The 16422-nt window shown below is 64.8% G+C and carries 19 protein-coding genes; 13 read left to right on the top strand and 6 right to left on the bottom strand.

From position 1 onward, the window contains the following. Position 1 precedes the first annotated feature (1 nt). The 7 genes from frdD to SUTH_RS06775 all read left to right on the top strand — a co-directional run bounded on the left by frdD (position 2) and on the right by SUTH_RS06775 (position 5135). Complete coding sequence (gene frdD, locus SUTH_RS06805) at positions 2–343, top strand: fumarate reductase subunit FrdD (protein WP_041098112.1); 342 nt, start codon at positions 2–4, stop codon at positions 341–343. Positions 344–356: 13 nt separating this feature from the next. Next, a complete protein-coding gene (locus tag SUTH_RS06800; RefSeq protein WP_041098110.1) occupies positions 357–1016 on the top strand; it encodes a hypothetical protein in 660 nt (219 codons plus the stop codon). A 232-nt stretch (positions 1017–1248) separates the two neighbouring features. Further along, entirely contained in the window at positions 1249–1644 is a 396-nt protein-coding gene (locus SUTH_RS06795; RefSeq protein WP_041098108.1) for a VOC family protein, read from the top strand. Between the two features lie 177 nt (positions 1645–1821). Further along, positions 1822–2478: a DUF4286 family protein gene (locus SUTH_RS06790; RefSeq protein ID WP_052473373.1), complete on the top strand. Its 657-nt coding sequence runs from the start codon at positions 1822–1824 to the stop codon at positions 2476–2478. Between the two features lie 89 nt (positions 2479–2567). Then, positions 2568–3440 (top strand): amidohydrolase family protein, encoded by an 873-nt coding sequence (locus SUTH_RS06785; RefSeq protein WP_197539657.1) that lies wholly within the window; start codon positions 2568–2570, stop codon positions 3438–3440. Beyond that, complete coding sequence (locus SUTH_RS06780) at positions 3437–3898, top strand: hypothetical protein (RefSeq protein ID WP_041098103.1); 462 nt, start codon at positions 3437–3439, stop codon at positions 3896–3898. Before SUTH_RS06785 ends, SUTH_RS06780 begins: the two co-directional genes overlap by 4 nt. Beyond that, positions 3879–5135 (top strand): cytochrome-c peroxidase, encoded by a 1257-nt coding sequence (locus SUTH_RS06775; RefSeq protein WP_084207290.1) that lies wholly within the window; start codon positions 3879–3881, stop codon positions 5133–5135. The genes SUTH_RS06780 and SUTH_RS06775 overlap by 20 nt, the downstream gene beginning before the upstream one ends. On the opposite strand, the gene pstB is transcribed toward SUTH_RS06775, so the two are convergent. The 4 genes from pstB to SUTH_RS06755 all read right to left on the bottom strand — a co-directional run bounded on the left by pstB (position 5116) and on the right by SUTH_RS06755 (position 8906). Further along, a complete protein-coding gene (pstB, locus tag SUTH_RS06770) occupies positions 5116–5919 on the bottom strand; it encodes a phosphate ABC transporter ATP-binding protein PstB (RefSeq protein ID WP_052473371.1) in 804 nt (267 codons plus the stop codon). The two genes, SUTH_RS06775 and pstB, sit on opposite strands and share 20 nt — an antisense overlap. A gap of 5 nt (positions 5920–5924) precedes the next feature. Next, positions 5925–6848, bottom strand: coding sequence for a phosphate ABC transporter permease PstA (gene pstA, locus SUTH_RS06765; protein ID WP_041101854.1), 924 nt, complete (start codon positions 6846–6848; stop codon positions 5925–5927). Positions 6849–6852: 4 nt separating this feature from the next. After that, positions 6853–7806 carry a phosphate ABC transporter permease subunit PstC gene (pstC, locus tag SUTH_RS06760; protein ID WP_052473370.1) on the bottom strand — a complete coding sequence of 318 codons (954 nt, stop codon included), beginning with the start codon at positions 7804–7806 and terminating at the stop codon, positions 6853–6855. 113 nt (positions 7807–7919) lie between these two features. Beyond that, the gene (locus SUTH_RS06755; RefSeq protein WP_041098097.1) at positions 7920–8906 is read right to left on the bottom strand and encodes a PstS family phosphate ABC transporter substrate-binding protein; all 987 of its coding nucleotides are present in this window, start codon (positions 8904–8906) and stop codon (positions 7920–7922) included. Positions 8907–9066: 160 nt separating this feature from the next. On the opposite strand from SUTH_RS06755, the gene SUTH_RS06750 reads away from it, so the two are divergent. From SUTH_RS06750 to SUTH_RS06725, 6 genes are read left to right on the top strand one after another with little or no spacing between them, the layout of a single operon-like run. Next, complete coding sequence (locus tag SUTH_RS06750; protein ID WP_171817328.1) at positions 9067–9861, top strand: lysophospholipid acyltransferase family protein; 795 nt, start codon at positions 9067–9069, stop codon at positions 9859–9861. A gap of 53 nt (positions 9862–9914) precedes the next feature. Next, positions 9915–10691: a GNAT family N-acetyltransferase gene (locus SUTH_RS06745; RefSeq protein WP_041101852.1), complete on the top strand. Its 777-nt coding sequence runs from the start codon at positions 9915–9917 to the stop codon at positions 10689–10691. Then, the gene (locus SUTH_RS06740; RefSeq protein ID WP_084207288.1) at positions 10688–11968 is read left to right on the top strand and encodes a glycosyltransferase; all 1281 of its coding nucleotides are present in this window, start codon (positions 10688–10690) and stop codon (positions 11966–11968) included. The genes SUTH_RS06745 and SUTH_RS06740 overlap by 4 nt, the downstream gene beginning before the upstream one ends. Further along, a complete protein-coding gene (locus SUTH_RS06735) occupies positions 11965–12354 on the top strand; it encodes a diacylglycerol kinase (RefSeq protein ID WP_041098095.1) in 390 nt (129 codons plus the stop codon). The genes SUTH_RS06740 and SUTH_RS06735 overlap by 4 nt, the downstream gene beginning before the upstream one ends. Positions 12355–12356: 2 nt before the next feature. Continuing rightward, complete coding sequence (locus SUTH_RS06730; RefSeq protein WP_052473365.1) at positions 12357–13544, top strand: glycosyltransferase family 4 protein; 1188 nt, start codon at positions 12357–12359, stop codon at positions 13542–13544. A 9-nt stretch (positions 13545–13553) separates the two neighbouring features. Then, positions 13554–14414, top strand: coding sequence for a UDP-2,3-diacylglucosamine diphosphatase (locus tag SUTH_RS06725; protein ID WP_041098091.1), 861 nt, complete (start codon positions 13554–13556; stop codon positions 14412–14414). Here the strand turns inward: SUTH_RS06725 and SUTH_RS06720 are convergent. Together SUTH_RS06720 and SUTH_RS06715 are read right to left on the bottom strand one after the other, a co-directional pair. Further along, on the bottom strand, positions 14392–15153 hold the full coding sequence (locus SUTH_RS06720; protein ID WP_041098089.1) for an alpha/beta fold hydrolase: 762 nt from the start codon (positions 15151–15153) through the stop codon (positions 14392–14394). The two genes, SUTH_RS06725 and SUTH_RS06720, sit on opposite strands and share 23 nt — an antisense overlap. Beyond that, positions 15150–16181, bottom strand: a complete 1032-nt coding sequence (locus SUTH_RS06715; protein WP_041098088.1) for a M14 family zinc carboxypeptidase — start codon at positions 16179–16181, stop codon at positions 15150–15152. The genes SUTH_RS06720 and SUTH_RS06715 overlap by 4 nt, the downstream gene beginning before the upstream one ends. Positions 16182–16422 lie beyond the last annotated feature (241 nt).

Genomic DNA, 16422 nt, shown 5'->3' with positions numbered 1-16422 from the left:
CATGGCCAAATCGCACAAACCCGTGGTCTGGTTCCCCTTCGCCGCCGGCGGCACGGTGATCGCCTTCTGCATTCCGGTGATCGTCGTCCTCACCTTCCTCGCCGCGCTCGGCCACGTGCCGGCCGGACTCAGCTACGAGAAGCTGCATGCCTTCGCCGGCAGCGGCCTCGGCAAGCTGATCCTCTTCGGCGTCGTCGCACTCTCACTGTGGAGTTCGGCGCACCGCCTGCGCTGCACCTGCTACGACTTCGGCCTGCGCGCGGACACGCTGGTCGCGACTGTCCTGTATGTCGCGGCGATAGTCGGCAGCCTCCTGTCGGCGATCTACCTGTTGCGCATATAGGGATCGCCGCATAGTGAAGCGGGCGCGTTCGCTGGCCAGACTCAACGGCCGGATTCTGCATGCCTTCAGCCAGCGCACCACCACCGCGCTGCGCGCCGCCCTGCCCCTGCGCCTTGCCCTGCCGCACCTGGAACCGGTACTGGCAATGAACGTCGCCAAGGAAGTGAAGAAGGACTCGCTGGTGATCCTGCGTGCCCGCGAACCGGCGCTGGCATCTGCCACGGACTGGGATGAAATCCTGCCCCAGCTGCTGCAAGCCACCAAGGAAATCGACCGCGGATTTCTCAGCAGTGTCGGCAGATTCCCTGTCGACATCGTGATTCGCTACGAAGAGATCACCCCGATCCGCACCCGGCGCATCAAGCTGCTGCACGATGCCGCACGGAAAATCCTGGCGGCACGCGACGCCGACCGCCGCCTGCGCGAGGCCATGCACGCCAGCTTCTCGCGCGACGAGTTCGCGCAACTGCTGCATGAGTTGTTCCGCCTCTACGCCGAGGAAACTCGATCACTCAGCCGTTCGGTACGCCTGCCCGGCCCGCTGGCACTGCTGCGCGAACTTATTGCGCAGGAGCTGCTGAATGTCATGCTGCGTGTGGCCCGGCCGCTGGCGGAGGAGATCGCCGACAGGACCCTTCATCCGCTTGCACCGGGCGCGCACAAGCCAATGTAGCGGACGGCGGTGCCCTGCCAGGCATTCGCTCGGCCTGGAGTACCATGCGAATCGGAATTTCGCCTTGCTGGGTTTCAGGAAAATTTTGGTGGGCACGGCAAACGATCGAGTCGCCCAGGCCTTGGAACAAGATGGAGTTTGTTTGACGTGCATTCCAGGTTCGGCGACACAAATGCGAGATAACTCGGTAGACGTACGTTGGGAACGAAACAGAAAACTCAGGAGGCAAGACATGTTTAGTCACGTGATGGTCGGATCGAATGACATCGAGCGTTCGAAACGGTTCTATGACGCGGTGCTCGCCGCGCTTGGAGCGGGAGAACCGCTGAGAAACGAGGCGAGCACCGGACACAACCGGCTCTTCTATCGGCACGAGGGCAGTACCTTCTGCGTCAGCGAACCGATCAACGGCGAGGCAGCAACGTTCGCCAACGGTGGAACCATAGGCTTCAAGTGCATTTCACCCGAGCAGGTGCGCGAGTTTCACGACGCGGCCGTGGCGCACGGTGGCACCTCGATCGAAAATCCTCCCGGCCTTCGTGAGGGCAAGATGGGTGCGATGTATCTGGCCTATGTGCGAGACCCCGACGGCAACAAGCTTTGTGCGCTTCACCGGCCCAAAGTGTAACGCTGAGCGTCAAGCGCTTCGTTCAACAGGTCCGCAAGTGCCGCCCGCCCCCTCCGGTGATCACAGTCCTTGCTCGATGAAGCCGCGCAGCACCGGTGAATCCGAACGTCAGCAGCCGAAACCACTTCCCGCGCTGACTCTCACAAGAAAATCATGCCCCTGCTAGGTTCAGCCGCAATGCTCCTGGCCTTCGATGTGGACGCCGGGGCCATCGACGAACACGACCGCTGGCACACGCATGAGCATCTGCCGGAGCGCATGTCGATTCCGGGCTTTCATCGCGGCACACGATGGACTGCCGTTGCGGGTGCGCCCCGGTACATGGTGCTCTACGAGGTGGCGAGCCTTGCGACCCTTGCATCGGACGCCTACCTGGAAAGGCTGAACAATCCGACGCCATGGACTTCGAGGATCATGCCCCACTACCGGGCAATGAGCCGCGGGCTTTGCTCGGTTCTGGGAAGCTTCGGCTATGGGCAGGGCGGCGAAGCCGCTCTCATCAGGTTCTCGCCGGAGAAATCACGTGCCGCGGAGCTGCAGCGCTGGTTGCTGGAGCAGGCTCTGCCCGGCGTTCCCGGTACAACTGGACTTGGCAGCGCCCATCTTCTGCAAGCAGCGCAGACGGCGGCAATGACGGCTGAACAGCGCATCCGCGGCGCGGATCGCGGGGTCGACTCCGCGCTGGTCATCACCGGCTACGACAGCGGCGCAGTCGCCGCCTTTGCGCAGGAGATGGTCGGACCCGGCAGTCACTTGAACCATGCGGTCAGCGGGCTGAATTACGGCTTGTACCGACTGAGCTATTCGCTTTCGAGCGCCGAAATCGACGCCTGAGCCTGCACATGCCGGACGTCGGACAACGCCGGGCCAGATAGCTTGCGGTGGTATTGTTGAGGCTTCATGAATCCCGATCGGAGAAGCCCATGAAAGCACACAAGCAGATCGCGGCGACGCCTTCCCTGCCCCGGACGCTTTTCCTGCGCTGGCTGTGCGGCGCCATGCTGGCGCTGCCGCTCGCCTCCGCCGCCGAGCCGAAGCTGCCGATCTTCGACGCCCACATCCACTACAGCCATGACGCCTGGGAAAGCACCCCGCCCAAGGCGGCCATCGCCATCCTGCGCAAGGCGGGCCTCAAGCGGGCGATGGTGTCCAGTTCCAGCGACGAGGGCACGCAGAAGCTTTACGCCGAAGCGCCGGACCTGGTCGTGCCGTCCCTGCGGCCCTATCGCAAGCGCGGCGAGCTTTCGAGCTGGGTGCGCGACGAGACCATCATCCCCCACCTCGAAGCGCGGCTGAAGCAGTATCGCTACGCGGCGATCGGCGAGTTCCACGTCTATGGCGCCGACGCCGACCTGCCGGTGGTGCGGCGTACGGTGCAACTGGCGAAGCAGCACAAGCTCTGGCTGCACCTGCACGGCGACAGCGACGCGATCGAGCGGGTGCTGGCGCAGGACCCCGAGGCGCGCATCCTCTGGGCGCATTCCGGCTTCGACCGGCCCGAGGCGGTGCGCGCGATGCTGAGGAAGCACCGCAAGCTGCATGCCGACCTGGCCTACCGCAACGATCACGCCAGCGGCGGCAAGCTCGACCCGGCCTGGCGCGAGGCCTTCGTCGAATTTCCCGACCGCTTCCTGGTCGGCACCGATACCTTTACGCCGGAGCGCTGGTACTACATTGCCGAGCACGCCGACTGGTCGCGCGCCTGGCTGGCCGACTTGCCGCGCGAGATTGCCGAGAAGATCGGCTGGCGCAATGGCGAAGCTTTGTTCGCCGCGATGATGGCGACGAAGCAATGAAGGACAGAAGTTATGCGAAGCGGTATCCCCTGGTGGGACGGCGCTGGCGGTACGGCGATTACCAGCTCGGCACGTTGGCCTTTTGCTTGATGGCAGGCGCAGTGAATGCCGCCTGTCCGATAGCGGCCGATGGTACGGTGCTCAGGAAGGACGGCCTGCTGCTCGCCTATCAGCCGCTCGGAAAGACCGGCCGGATACCGATGGCGAAGCATTTCGCGCTGGACGTGCAACTGTGCGACAAAAGCGGCATCTCCGCCGCACGCCTGCACAAGGCCGACGCCACGATGCCCGAGCACCGGCACGGCATGAACTATCGCCCGGCAATCACGCCGCTGGGCGACGGCCGCTTCCGCGTCGAGGGCATGATGTTCCACATGGCTGGACGCTGGGAACTCGCCTTCGAAGTGCAAAGCGGCAAGGAACTCGTGCGCCTGACCCATGACGTGCAGATTGAATGAGCGCGTGCCGCGGCGTCTGAGCCTCGCCGTCGTGCTGTTTGCGCTGGCAACGCTTGTATCCGCCACCGAAGAGATCACTGAGTTCACCTCCGCTGAACTCGGCCGCATCGCCGCCCACGGCCCCTGGCCGCTGCCGTGGACCGGCGACCCCGGCAACCGCGTTTCGGGCAATGCCGCGGCGATCCGGTTGGGCCGCGACCTGTTCTTCGAGCCGCGCCTGTCGGCCAACCGGCGCGTCGCCTGCGCCACCTGTCACCAACCGGAGCGGGGCTTTCAGGACGGCCGCGCCGTGGCTCGCGGCCTGGTCGACGACGTGCGCAACACGCCCAGCCTGCTCAATGTGCGACACCAGCGCTGGTTTGGCTGGGACGGCGGCCACGACAGCCTGTGGTCGGCGAGCCTGCGTCCCATCCTCGATGCGCGCGAGATGGGCGGCAACGCGGCGCGCGCGGCACGCGTGCTGCGCGACAAGGCCGCGCTGGATTGCCATTACCGGCTGGCCTTCGGCAAGCCACCCCACGCGAGCGATCCGGAACTGCTGGTCAACATCGCCAAGGCGATTGCCGCCTGGCAGGAGACGCTGGTCTCGCCGCCCAGCGCATTCGACACGTTCCGCGATGCGCTCGAACGCAAGGATGCGCGGGCCATCGCAGCCTACCCGGCAGCGGCGAAGCGCGGCCTGCGCCTGTTCCTCGGTCGCGGGCAGTGCGCGACCTGCCACGCCGGGCCGCTGTTCAGCAACGGCGAATTCGGCGACATCGGCATACCGTTTTTCATCAAACCGACCGGCGTCGATCCCGGCCGCCAGGGCGGCATCAAGCGCCTGCTGGCCAGCCCCTGGAACCTGCTCGGCACGTACAACGACGATGCGGCGCGCAACAACGCGACCGGCACCCAGCACCTGCGGCCCGAGCATCGCAATTTCGGCGAGTTCAAGGTGCCGAGCCTGCGCAACCTGACGCTCACCGCGCCCTACATGCACAACGGCAGCCTCGCCACGCTGCGCGAGGTGGTGCGGCATTACTCGGATCTGGATGAGGACCGCCTGCATGCCGACGGCGAGCGCATCCTCAAGCCGCTGAAGCTCAGCGCCGAGGAAACGGATGATCTGCTGGCGTTTCTGGAGTCGCTGTCGCCGAGCGAGGCATTGCCGACACCAGTCGCCCCGCCTGCAGTCTGCGGCGGCCGAATAATCGCCGTAGCGCCAGCGCCGACTCCTAGCCGAAGCGGCCGGTGATGTAGTCCTCGGTGGCCTTCTTCTGCGGCTTGATGAAGATCTGATCGGTGACGCCGAACTCGACCATCTCGCCCAGGTACATGTAGGCGGTGTAATCGGAAATGCGCGCCGCCTGCTGCATGTTGTGGGTGACAATGAGGATGGTGACCTTTTCCTTCAGCTCGATGATCAGTTCCTCGATGCTGGCCGTGGCGATCGGATCGAGCGCGGAAGTCGGCTCGTCGAACAGGATGATTTCGGGGTCGGAGGCCAGGGCGCGGGCGATGCACAGGCGCTGCTGCTGGCCGCCGGAAAGGTTGGCGCCGAGTTCCTTGAGCCGGTTGCTGACTTCGTTCCACAGCGCGGCGCCCTTCAGCGCGGCCTCGACGCGGTCGGCGAGCTCGTTCTTGTTGGTCATGCCGCGCACGCGAAGGGAATAGGCGACGTTCTCGAAGATCGACTTGGGGAAGGGATTCGGCTTCTGGAACACCATGCTGATGCGCATCCGCACTTCGATCGGATCGACGTCGGGCGAAAGCAGGTTGGTGTTGTCCGGATACAGCACGATGCCGCCGCCGGCATAGCGGTTGCCCGGATACAGGTCGTGCATGCGGTTGAAGCAGCGCAGCAGCGTGGATTTTCCGCAACCGGAAGGGCCGATCAGTGCCGTGACCTTGTGGTCATGGATCGGCATGGAAACCCGCTTCAGCGCATGGAAGGCGCCGTAATGGAAGTCGAGGTCGCGCACGTCCGCCTTGAGGGTAGCGCCCTCGACGCCCGCCTCGAAACCAGTTGGAATTTGCATGGGACTCACCACTTGATGTTTTTGCGCAGACGATAGCGCACGTAGATGGCCAGGCCGTTCATGGCCAGGGTCATGAAAACGAGGACGAAACCTGCCGCCGCCGCATTGATGGTAAAGGCTGCCTCGGGCCGCGAGGTCCAGTTGAACATCTGGATCGGCATCACCGTAAAGGGCGCGAAAATCCAGTCGAACAGGCCGGCCGGCGGTTCACCGCTGAAGGGTGCCGGCGGCAGGAAGGCGATGAAGGTCAGCGCGCCGATGGTGATGATCGGCGCCGTTTCGCCGATGGCGCGCGCCATGCCGATAATCACGCCGGTGAGGATGCCGGCACTCGAATACGGCAGGATGTGGTCGCTGACGGTCTGCCAGGTCGTCGCGCCGCAGGCATAGGAGCCCTCGTGGATCGACTGCGGAATGGCGCGAATGGCTTCCCGCGTGGCGACGATGATCACCGGCAGGATCAGCAGCGCCAGCGTCAGGCCGGCCGAGAGGATGCTCTGGCCGAAACCGAAGTAATACACGAACAGGCCGAGCGCCAGCAGGCCATAGACGATCGACGGTATGCCGGCCAGGTTGCTGATGTTGATCTCGATGATGTCCGTCATCCAGTTCTTCGGCGCATATTCTTCGAGGTAGACGCCGGCGGCGACGCCCAACGGCACGGCCGCCAGCGCGGTCAGCAGCATCACCAGCACGGTACCGACCCAGGCCGAAAGAATGCCGGCGTTGGCGGCCTTGCGCGACGGAAAGGAGGTGAAGAAATCCAGGTCCAGTCGCGGCACGCCCTGGATCGCCATATCGACGAAGAGCACGGTGAAGGTGAGCACGCCCACCATCAGCGAAAGGATGCCGAGCAGGGAGAAGAACAGGTCCCAGCGCTTGGCCCGCGTGATGATGGCGCGAATGGCGGCGAGGTCGGCGGCTTTCATCATTTCAATACACCTCGCGGAAGCGCTTGCGCAGCCAGTAGCCGAGCAGGTTGAAGGCCAGCGTCATCAGCAGCAGGGTGAGGCCGGCGGCAAAAATGGTCTGGTAGCCGATCGAGCCGTGCGGCAAGTCGCCCAGCGCCACCTGCACGATGTAGGAGGTGATGGTCGCACCCGGTTCGGTCGGATTGAAGGTCAGGTTCGGCTGCATGCCTGCCGCCACGGCGAGAATCATCGTCTCGCCCACCGCGCGGGAGATGCCGAGGATGTAGGCCGAGGCAATGCCCGAGGTCGCCGCCGGCGTCACCACCCACAAGGCGGTTTGCAGGCGTGTCGCGCCCATCGCATAGGAACCCTCGCGCAGCGCCATCGGCACCGCGCGCATGGCATCTTCGGAGAGCGAAGCAACGTAGGGAATGATCATGATGCCCATCACCAGGCCGGCCGACAGCAGGTTGAAGCCCGGCAGGTCGGGGTAGATCTTTTGCAGGATGGGCGTGAGGAAAGTCAGGGCGAAGTAGCCATAGACGATGGTCGGGACGCCACCCAGCAGTTCAAGGAAAGGTTTGGCGATTTCGCGCACCTTGAAGCCGGCGAATTCGGACAGGTAAAGCGCAATGATGGTGCCCAGCGGAATCGCCACCATCAGGGCCACGGCCGAGCTGGTCAGGGTGCCCGAGAGCAGCACCATGATGCCGTAGTGCGCGTCGTCGAACAGCGGCGTCCATTGCGTGTCGAACAGGAAATCGGACAGCGGCACCGTCTCGAAGAAAACCCAGGATTCCTTGACCAGCACATAGACGATGGCAAGGGTGACGAACACCGAGAACGCCGCGGCACTGAACAGCAGCGCCTCGATGATGCGCTCCTTGACGTGACGCGAGGCCTTCTTGCTCAGCCGGTCGCTGACACCGCTACCGATGGGCGAGGAGAAAGAGGGCGCCGATGCGCTTGCACTCATTGCTGGGATCCGGAAATTTTCAAATCAGTGCCGATGTTGACTATCACATACATTCAATCCGCAGGACAGTCGGGCGCAATCCGGCGACCGACCGTCCTGACAGGAAAGAAACCTTACTCCTTCGGGTTGCGCTTCAGCAGGTCGGAAACCTTGACGCCGACTTCGGCCTCACCGCCAAAGCCCGTACCGGTCTTCTTCTTGCTGAAGTTATCCATTGCGTGCTTGTAGTCGGCATCGCCCAGGGGAACATACTTTACTTCCTTGGCCAGCTTGCCGCCGTGCTTGAGGTAGAACTCGACGAATTCCTTGACCTCGGGCCTATCCATGGACTTGGCGCTGACGTAGATGAAGATCGGACGCGCCAGCGGCTCGTATTCGCCGGCCATCACGGCATCGATCGACGGCATGACGGCCTTGCCCTTGGGGTTGACGATCGGCACGGCCTTCAGCTTGCCCTTGTTTTCGTCGTAGTAGGCGAAGCCGAAAAAGCCCAGCGCATTGTTGTCGCGCGAGACGCCCTGCACCAGCACGTTGTCGTCTTCCGAGGCGGTGAAATCGCCGCGGCTGGACTTGGACTTGCCGTTGACGGCCTCGGTGAAGTAGTCGAAGGTGCCCGAATCGGCGCCCGGGCCGAAGAGCTTGAGCGGCGCATCGGGCCAGGCCGGATTGACCTGGTTCCACTTGGTGATCTTGCCCTGGGCAGACGGCTCCCACATCTTCTTGAGTTCAGCGACGGTGAGCTGGTTGATGAAGGTGTTCTTCGGATTCACCACCACGGTCAGCGCATCGAAGGCGATCGGCAGTTCGACATACTTGATGCCGGCCTTGGCGCAGTCTTCCATTTCCTTCTTCAGGATCGGGCGCGACGCATCGGAGATATCGGTCTCGCCGCGGCAGAACTTCTTGAAGCCGCCGCCGGTCCCGGAAATGCCCACGGTGACCTTGACGGCGTTCTTCTTCATTTTCTGGAATTCTTCAGCCACGGCTTCGGTGATCGGATACACGGTCGAGGAGCCGTCGATCTTGACCAGGACCTGGGCGTAAACGGTTGCCGAGACGAATACGCCGGCGACGACAGCAGCAATTTTCAGGGATTTCATCAATAGACTCCTTTGTGCGGTGCGAGAAAACCGCAGTCTAGGGAGCGAATGTTACAAAGCCGTGAAATCGGCCCGGCCGATGCCGAAATCGTTTTCCGCATCGCCGAGTCACGCATCTGTAATGTCGCTGGTCCATGGTGGGCATATGCGGACCGCTCCATTGCACATTTCCCGGTTTCCCCGACTGCGCCTGCTGCCGGTCGGGCTGCTTCTGCTGTACGGCGCATTGCAGGTGGCACTGCTGTTTCCTTTTGGCGGCGCGGCATTCAGGCAAAGACTGAAGCGCCGTTGGTCGCGGCAGCTTCTGGCCGTGCTCGGGATTCGCCTCGCCGCGGCGGACGACGTTCTGTCAGGTCTCGAACACGGGCTGCTGGTCGCCAACCACATATCCTTCATCGACATCGCGGTGATCAACGCCGTGCTTCCCTCCGCGTTCGTTGCCAAGAGCGAGGTGGCCCGGTGGCCGCTGATCGGCTGGCTGGCTGGCCGCGCCGACACGATATTCATCCAGCGCGGCAGCCGCAAGGCTGCGCATCAGGCCCACCGGCAGATGGTCGAAGCGCTGCTCGCCGGCCGGCGCCTGGCGATCTTCCCCGAAGGCACCACGACCGCCGGCGATCGCCTGCTGCCCTTTCACGCCGCGCTGTTCCAGAGCGCCATCGATGCCGCGGTGCCAGTGCATGCGATTGCGCTGAGCTACCGCGCCGCCAACGGCGCACGCTCGACCGCCCCGGCCTATATCGACGACATGAGCCTGGCGGACTGCCTGCTGACCGTGCTGCAAGCCGACAGGCTGGTGGCGCACCTCAGCCTGGCCGCCAGCTTTGATCCGCCGCCGCCCGATCGCAGGCATCTCGCCCATCGCTGCCACGGCACGATTGCGGCAGCGCTGGCGCATGCGGAAAGCCGAAGCAATGCGCAACCTCCCGGTAACGAAGCGGAAATCACGCGGTAACGCCTGATTTGGAGAATGCCGGCGAACCCCAAGAGAAAGCACAGGAGAACGCCATGCAACAACATCACACCGAAACCAACGCCGCCTTCGGCCAGAAGCTCAGCTTCACCGTGGCTCTGGCGCGCAGCGAAGAAGAAGTCCGCGAGGCGCAGCGCCTGCGCTACCGGGTATTCGTCGAAGAACTGGGCGCCCACATCCAGACCCGCATCCCCCAACATGACATCGACCACTACGATGCCTTCTGCGAGCACCTGATCGTGCGCGAAAGCCGCGCCGACCGCATCGTCGGCACCTACCGCATCCTGTCGCCGGAAGCCTCGCGCCGGGTCGGCAACTATTACTCCGAAAACGAGTTCCACATCAACCGGCTGCAGAACCTGCGCGAACGCATGGTGGAAGTCGGCCGCTCCTGCATCGATCCAGACTATCGCAGCGGCGCGGTGATCACCCTGCTCTGGGCCGGGCTGGCCGACTACATGGTACGCAACAACCACGAGTACCTGATGGGCTGCGCCTCGATCGGCATGGCGGACGGCGGCCACAATGCCGCCAACCTGTTCTCCCAACTCGATCCGGTGCACATGGCGCCGGCGGAATACCGGGTCTGCCCCCATCTTGGCCTTCCCTTCGAGCGCCTCGCCAACAACCAGCCGGCACTGATGCCGCCGCTGATCAAGGGCTACCTGCGCGTCGGCGCCTGGATCTGCGGCGAACCGGCCTGGGATCCCGACTTCAATACCGCCGACCTGCTCATGCTGCTGCCCATGTCGCGCATGGACAAGCGCTACCTGCGGCACTTCGTCAAGCCGGCCGCTCCGATCGCCGCATGAGCGAGAGCCCGCTGGCACCGCTCTCCCGCCCTCGGGGCGAAACGCGCGCCTTGACGCCGCGTGCCGGCCGACCGCTGCATGTGCTGATGCTGAGCGACGTCTACTTCCCCCGCATCAACGGCGTTTCGACTTCGATTCAAACCTTCCGCGCCACACTTGCCGCGCTCGGCATCCGGGTCACCGTGGTTGCGCCCGCATATGCAGGCACGGACGGCATCGCCGATGCTGCGACGGGCATTGTCCGCCTGCCCTCGCACGCCGTGCCACTGGACCCGGAAGACCGGCTGATGCAGTGGCGGCACCTGGCCGGCCTGGATCGCCGTCTCGCCAGCGCCGACTTTGACCTGGTCCACGTCCAGACTCCCTTCGCCGCGCACTATGCCGGCCTGCGCCTGGCGCGCTCGCGCGGCATTCCCTGCGTCGCCACCTATCACACGCACTTCGAGGAATACCTGTTCCACTACATCCGCTTCCTGCCCGGAAGCGCGCTGCGCGCCGCTGCGCGCTGGCTCGCCGGCCATCAGTGCAATGCGCTCGATGCCGTCGTGGTGCCGTCGCAGCCGATGGCCGCCACCTTGCGCGACTATGGCGTCGACACGCCGCTGCACGTGATTCCCACCGGCCTGCCGAAAAGCCAGTTCGTGCGCGGCGACGGCCAACACTTTCGCCAGGCCTGGGGCATCAGCCCGGAACGCAAGGTCGCGCTCTTCGTCGGTCGCGCCGCGTTCGAAAAGAACATCGGCTTCCTGCTTGAAATGGCGGCGCTGGCGAGCTGGCAGCAGCCGCAGCTGATGCTGGTGATTGCCGGCGAAGGCCCTGCCCTGCCGGCCTTGCGCCGCCAGGCCGCCGCCCTGCAGCTCGACGACCACGTCCGTTTCGTCGGCTACCTGCCGCGCGAAGGCGGCTTGCGCGACTGCTACGCGGCCGCCGATGTGTTCACTTTTGCCTCGCAGACCGAGACCCAGGGCCTGGTGCTGCTCGAAGCCATGGCGATCGGCTTGCCGGTGCTGGCGATTCCGGCACTGGGGGCGGCGGAAATCATTCTCCCCCGGCGCGGCGCCGTTGCTGCCGCCACCACACCGGACGCGTTTGCCGCGCAACTGGTGGCACTGTTCCAGCATCCCGCCGAACTGGCCACGCTGGCCGATGCGGCGATCGCCTTTGCCCGCGAGTGGGATGCCGCGACGCAAGGCGCACGGCTTGCCGCGCTCTACCGCGAACTGGTACGCGCACCGATGACCGCCGACTGCATTCTTCCCCTCGCCACCAGCCCATGAACAGCGAACCCGCCATCGAAGAAAGCCCCTTCAAGGGCCAGACCGGCCTGCGCCGCATCTGGAATGCCTTCAGCTATTCACTGTCCGGCCTCCACGCCGCCTACCTTAACGAAGACGCCTTTCGCCAGGAAAGCCTGCTGGCGGCGATCATGATTCCCGTCGCCTTGGCACTGCCGCTTCCCGGCGTCGGCAAGGCGCTGATGATAGCCAGCGTGCTGCTGGTGCTCGTCGTCGAACTGCTGAATTCCGCCATCGAGGCCGCCATCGACCGCATTTCGCTGGATCGACACCGGCTCTCCAAACGCGCCAAGGACATCGGCAGTGCGGCGGTGCTGATCGCCCTGATCAACGTCCTGGCGACGTGGTCGCTGGTGTTGCTGGCTTGAGCATGGGTGCCGCGCTCCATGTCGCGGTCGTCACGGAAACCTGGCCGCCGGAAGTCAATGGCGTCGCCATGACGCTCGGCCGCATGGTGCAGGGCCTGCTGGCGCGCGGACATCGCGTCAGCCTGACGCGGCCGCGCCAGATTGGCGAAGCTGCGCCGACAGCGGGGTCGCCCGCGACGACATTGGTGCGCGGCCTGCCGATTCCCGGCTATGCCGGTCTCCGTTTCGGCCTGCCGGCACCGCGGCTGTTCCGCCGCCAGTGGCGCGCCGACCGCCCGGACGTGGTGCAGGTCGTCACCGAGGGCCCACTGGGCGCTTCGGCCATCGCGGCGGCGCGCGAACTGGACATCCCCGTGGTTTCGGAGTTCCACACCAACTTCCACGCCTACAGCCGGCACTACGGCTTCGGCTGGCTGGAAGGCATCGTTGCCACCCACTTGCGCCGTCTGCACAACCGCAGCGCAATGACGCTGGTCCCTTCACACCAGTTGGGCACCGACCTGATGCGCCGGGGCTACCGCGGCATTCGCGTCGTCGCCCGCGGCGTCGACACCGCGCTGTTCAATCCCGCGCGCCGCAACCCCACCCTGCGCAAGGCCTGGAACGTCGGGGACGACGATCTGGTCGTCGCCCATGTCGGTCGCCTGGCGCCGGAAAAAAACCTGCCGCTGCTGCTCGCGACCTTCGCCGCGATCCGTGGCTACGCCCCGTCGGCGCGCCTGCTGCTGGTCGGCGACGGGCCGTCGCGCCGGCAACTGGAGAAACGGCATCCCGAGCACATCTTCGCCGGGATGCGCCACGACGAGGATCTCGCCGCCCACTACGCCTCGGCCGACCTGTTCCTGTTTCCGAGCATGACCGAAACCTACGGCAACGTCACCCTCGAAGCGCTGGCCAGCGGCCTGCCGGTCGTGGCCTACCGCATGGCGGCCGCCGCCGAACTGATACGCCATGGCGACAACGGCATACTGGCCGATCCCGGCGCCAGCGACCAGTTCGTGCGCGCCGCGCTCGATCTCGTCACCCGTCCCGGCGTTCGCCAGCGAGCCGCCGAAGCCGCGCCACGGAGCGTGGCGGCGCTCGACTGGGAACGCATTCACGACCGCCTGGTGGATGCGCTGCGCGAGGCCATTGGCCGACCCGCGCTTCCCGCGGCGAACGAACCGACCTACCGCTTCCTTCCCGACTAGGCACAGGCCATGCACGTTCGCTCGATCTTCATTTCCGACGTCCATCTCGGCACCCGCGGCTGCCAGGCCGAACGTCTGCTCGACTTCCTGCGCGACCACGAAAGCGACAACCTGTTCCTGATCGGCGACATCATCGATTTCTGGTCGATGAACCGCGGCATCCACTGGACCCCGGCGCAGAACACCGTGGTGCAGAAGATCCTGCGCCGCGCCCGCCACGGCCAGCGCGTGATGCTGATCCCTGGCAACCACGATGAGGCAATGCGCGAGTACGACGGCGTCTCCTTCGGCGACATCGAGGTCAGGCTCGAACATATCCACGTCGCCGCTGACGGCCGCCGCTACTTGCTGCTGCACGGCGACGAGTTCGACCAGGTGACGCGCTACCACCGCTGGCTGGCGGTGATCGGCGACATCGGCTACAACCTGCTGGTGCGCGTGAACGCCACGCTCTCGCGGCTGCGCCGCCTGCTGCGCCGCCCCGGCTACTGGTCGCTCGCCGGCTACGCCAAGAGCCGCGTCAAGCGCGCCGTGTCCTTCGTCTTCGACTTCGAGGATTCACTGATCCACGCCGTGCGCGAACGCGGACTGGACGGCGTGATCTGCGGCCACATCCACTGCGCGGCAATCCGCCCGGTCGAGGGCGTCGTGTATGTCAACTGCGGCGACTGGGTGGATAGCTGCACCGCCATCGTCGAACACCATGACGGCCGCCTGGAACTGGTGCGCGCCTGGCAACCTGCTGCCGCCGCCGCAGCGACCGAAGCACTCCCCGGTGCCGTATCGCCGGTGCCAGCGCCGCGCATCCCTCCGGGAAGTTTCGATGACCTCCCCTGCCCCATCATCCTTACCCGGACGACGGCGCCGTAGCAAGCCAATACCGCACCTGCCGTGCCACCCAGGGGCCGTCATCGAGCGGCAAGTCATGGCCGGCATCCGGATGTTCGGCAAAGCCGGATTCCCAGCACCGGGCCAGCCGTCGCGAACAGCACGGATCGACAAGACGATCCCGCGTGCTGGCGAGGATCAGCAAGCGCGTCGCGGGCCGGGCATCAATCCGGTAGCGACTTGCCGCCCACAGCTGCCTCAATGCATTGCGGCGCGAGACCGGGGATTCGCCTCGCAATGCGATCCAGGCATCGAGTATCGATGCGCGATTGCCGGCAAGATTGCTGGTGAGTTCCAGGATCGTGGCCTCCAATTCGTCCGGACTGCCGCCAAACAAGGCGCGCTTGAGCAAGACTGGATAATTCCGGGGCCGCAAGCGCTGATGAAAATGGCTGACAGGACGCACGCTGGTATTGATCAGCACGCAGCCGGATATTTCTTCGGCATGGCGCCGCCCCCAGGCCAGTGCCACCATCGCCCCAAGCGACATTGCCAACAAAAAGTACGGCGGCTTGATGCCGCGCGCATGCATCTCGGCGCGACAATGGTCGGCCATCAGATCGACGCGCAGGGGGCTTTCCATTTGGTTCAGGCGGCCGTTGCCGGGCAGATCCAGCGTGACGATGTCGGCATCGGCGATGGCCCGGCGAAAGACTTCCGGAAAGTCTCCCCAGTGGCGACTTTCGCGTGTCAGTCCGCGCAGGAAGATCCAGGTGCTCATGCGCCGCTGCTGCGGTACCAGAGTGACAGGGCTTGCTCGCGATGCTGCATGCGCGCCGCGCCGGAGGGAAGCCAGCGCTGATAGCCGCTGGCGGCGCGGGCGAGAAACTCGAGCCACGACAGATGCCGCCGCAGCACGCGCTGCTGGCGATGCACGATCAGGGGATTGAAAATGCCGTGACGCGAAAACAGCTGGCGCGGATTCTTCTTCACCCAGAGCCACGAACCCATTTCCAGGGTGAGCGGGAGAAAGACGCGGCCGGAATGCTCTGCCTGCAGGTACAGGTAGTCCCAGAGGTCACCATGAGTCAGGTATTGGCGGCTTTGCGGCTCGAACAGATAACTGTGGTTGGCATAGGTCTGATCGAAGATTTCCATCAGGGCATGCATTTCGGGCAAGTGCTCGATCGGCAGCATGGTGTGGGCATGGGGAAACCAGAGGCGATCGTGCAGGCCGAAACCGGAATGGCAGTCGAGGGCAAGGCTGAACTGGCGTAGCAGCAGTTCCTCTTCGACGATGCGGCACACCGCCTGGCTTTCGGCCTCCATCGGCCCGCCGCGCGGTCCCTGGTACCAGGGCAGGCCGGAGCTGATGCGCTGGCCGCCGATCAGGAAGGGCACGCGTTCGGTCGACTCCAGCGGCGCATTGCGCATCAGGTCAACACCGTTCGGATTGGCGCGCGTGCCGCGCCACATGCCGCCCGGATTGACGATGGGCATGAAAACGAGGCGCACCGATTCCAGTTCGCGGTGCAGTACGCTGTCCCAGCGCAGGCGCGCCACCAGGCTGCGCAAATAGGCCAGCACAACTTCGGCGCCGATGCGTTCGAGGCCATGCACCCCGCCGAAAAAGCCGACGGCGGGTACCCCGGGGTCCGGATTGCCGAGGCAGATGGCATAAACGGGGAAGCGTCGTGCGTCGCTCGCCACCTCGCAAACTACACGTGCCGCGAGATAGGGGGCGCCCTCCTCGATGATGCTTTCCAGTTCGTTCAGTTCGGCCAGTTTGTGTGTGGACACGGCATTCATTCAAAACCCGGGCAGCGCCAAGGATACCCCGGCCGGGCGTCCGCCAATGTGACAAATGCATGACACTGCGCGCACGCAACTGTCGCAAACCTGCAACGGATTCTTAACCTCGCGCTGCTAGGCTGCCCGAATTCCCTGCCGAAACCGGATGGACCATGACGCTGACACCAGTACCGAGGGCATTTGCACTGAATCTGCTTGACCTGCAGAGCGCGATCAACAGGCTCTTCGAGAACGGCTT

This window comes from Sulfuritalea hydrogenivorans sk43H, from assembly GCF_000828635.1.
Lineage (GTDB): Bacteria > Pseudomonadota > Gammaproteobacteria > Burkholderiales > Rhodocyclaceae > Sulfuritalea > Sulfuritalea hydrogenivorans.
Note: the sequence above shows the minus strand (reverse complement) of the source record. Positions and strands in the feature narration are given on the sequence as shown.

What these genes read in the sequence shown, in the direction of transcription:
- pstB (WP_052473371.1), bottom strand. Translation starts at nt 5,919, where the DNA reads ATGCAAATTCCAACTGGTTTCGAGGCGGGCGTCGAGGGCGCTACCCTC.
- SUTH_RS06730 (WP_052473365.1), top strand. Translation starts at nt 12,357, where the DNA reads ATGGGTGCCGCGCTCCATGTCGCGGTCGTCACGGAAACCTGGCCGCCG.
- SUTH_RS06785 (WP_197539657.1), top strand. Translation starts at nt 2,568, where the DNA reads ATGAAAGCACACAAGCAGATCGCGGCGACGCCTTCCCTGCCCCGGACG.
- SUTH_RS06780 (WP_041098103.1), top strand. Translation starts at nt 3,437, where the DNA reads ATGAAGGACAGAAGTTATGCGAAGCGGTATCCCCTGGTGGGACGGCGC.
- pstC (WP_052473370.1), bottom strand. Translation starts at nt 7,806, where the DNA reads ATGAGTGCAAGCGCATCGGCGCCCTCTTTCTCCTCGCCCATCGGTAGC.
- SUTH_RS06725 (WP_041098091.1), top strand. Translation starts at nt 13,554, where the DNA reads ATGCACGTTCGCTCGATCTTCATTTCCGACGTCCATCTCGGCACCCGC.
- SUTH_RS06740 (WP_084207288.1), top strand. Translation starts at nt 10,688, where the DNA reads ATGAGCGAGAGCCCGCTGGCACCGCTCTCCCGCCCTCGGGGCGAAACG.
- SUTH_RS06795 (WP_041098108.1), top strand. Translation starts at nt 1,249, where the DNA reads ATGTTTAGTCACGTGATGGTCGGATCGAATGACATCGAGCGTTCGAAA.
- SUTH_RS06775 (WP_084207290.1), top strand. Translation starts at nt 3,879, where the DNA reads ATGACGTGCAGATTGAATGAGCGCGTGCCGCGGCGTCTGAGCCTCGCC.
- SUTH_RS06735 (WP_041098095.1), top strand. Translation starts at nt 11,965, where the DNA reads ATGAACAGCGAACCCGCCATCGAAGAAAGCCCCTTCAAGGGCCAGACC.
- SUTH_RS06720 (WP_041098089.1), bottom strand. Translation starts at nt 15,153, where the DNA reads ATGAGCACCTGGATCTTCCTGCGCGGACTGACACGCGAAAGTCGCCAC.
- frdD (WP_041098112.1), top strand. Translation starts at nt 2, where the DNA reads ATGGCCAAATCGCACAAACCCGTGGTCTGGTTCCCCTTCGCCGCCGGC.
- SUTH_RS06790 (WP_052473373.1), top strand. Translation starts at nt 1,822, where the DNA reads ATGCTCCTGGCCTTCGATGTGGACGCCGGGGCCATCGACGAACACGAC.
- pstA (WP_041101854.1), bottom strand. Translation starts at nt 6,848, where the DNA reads ATGAAAGCCGCCGACCTCGCCGCCATTCGCGCCATCATCACGCGGGCC.
- SUTH_RS06715 (WP_041098088.1), bottom strand. Translation starts at nt 16,181, where the DNA reads ATGAATGCCGTGTCCACACACAAACTGGCCGAACTGAACGAACTGGAA.
- SUTH_RS06745 (WP_041101852.1), top strand. Translation starts at nt 9,915, where the DNA reads ATGCAACAACATCACACCGAAACCAACGCCGCCTTCGGCCAGAAGCTC.
- SUTH_RS06755 (WP_041098097.1), bottom strand. Translation starts at nt 8,906, where the DNA reads ATGAAATCCCTGAAAATTGCTGCTGTCGTCGCCGGCGTATTCGTCTCG.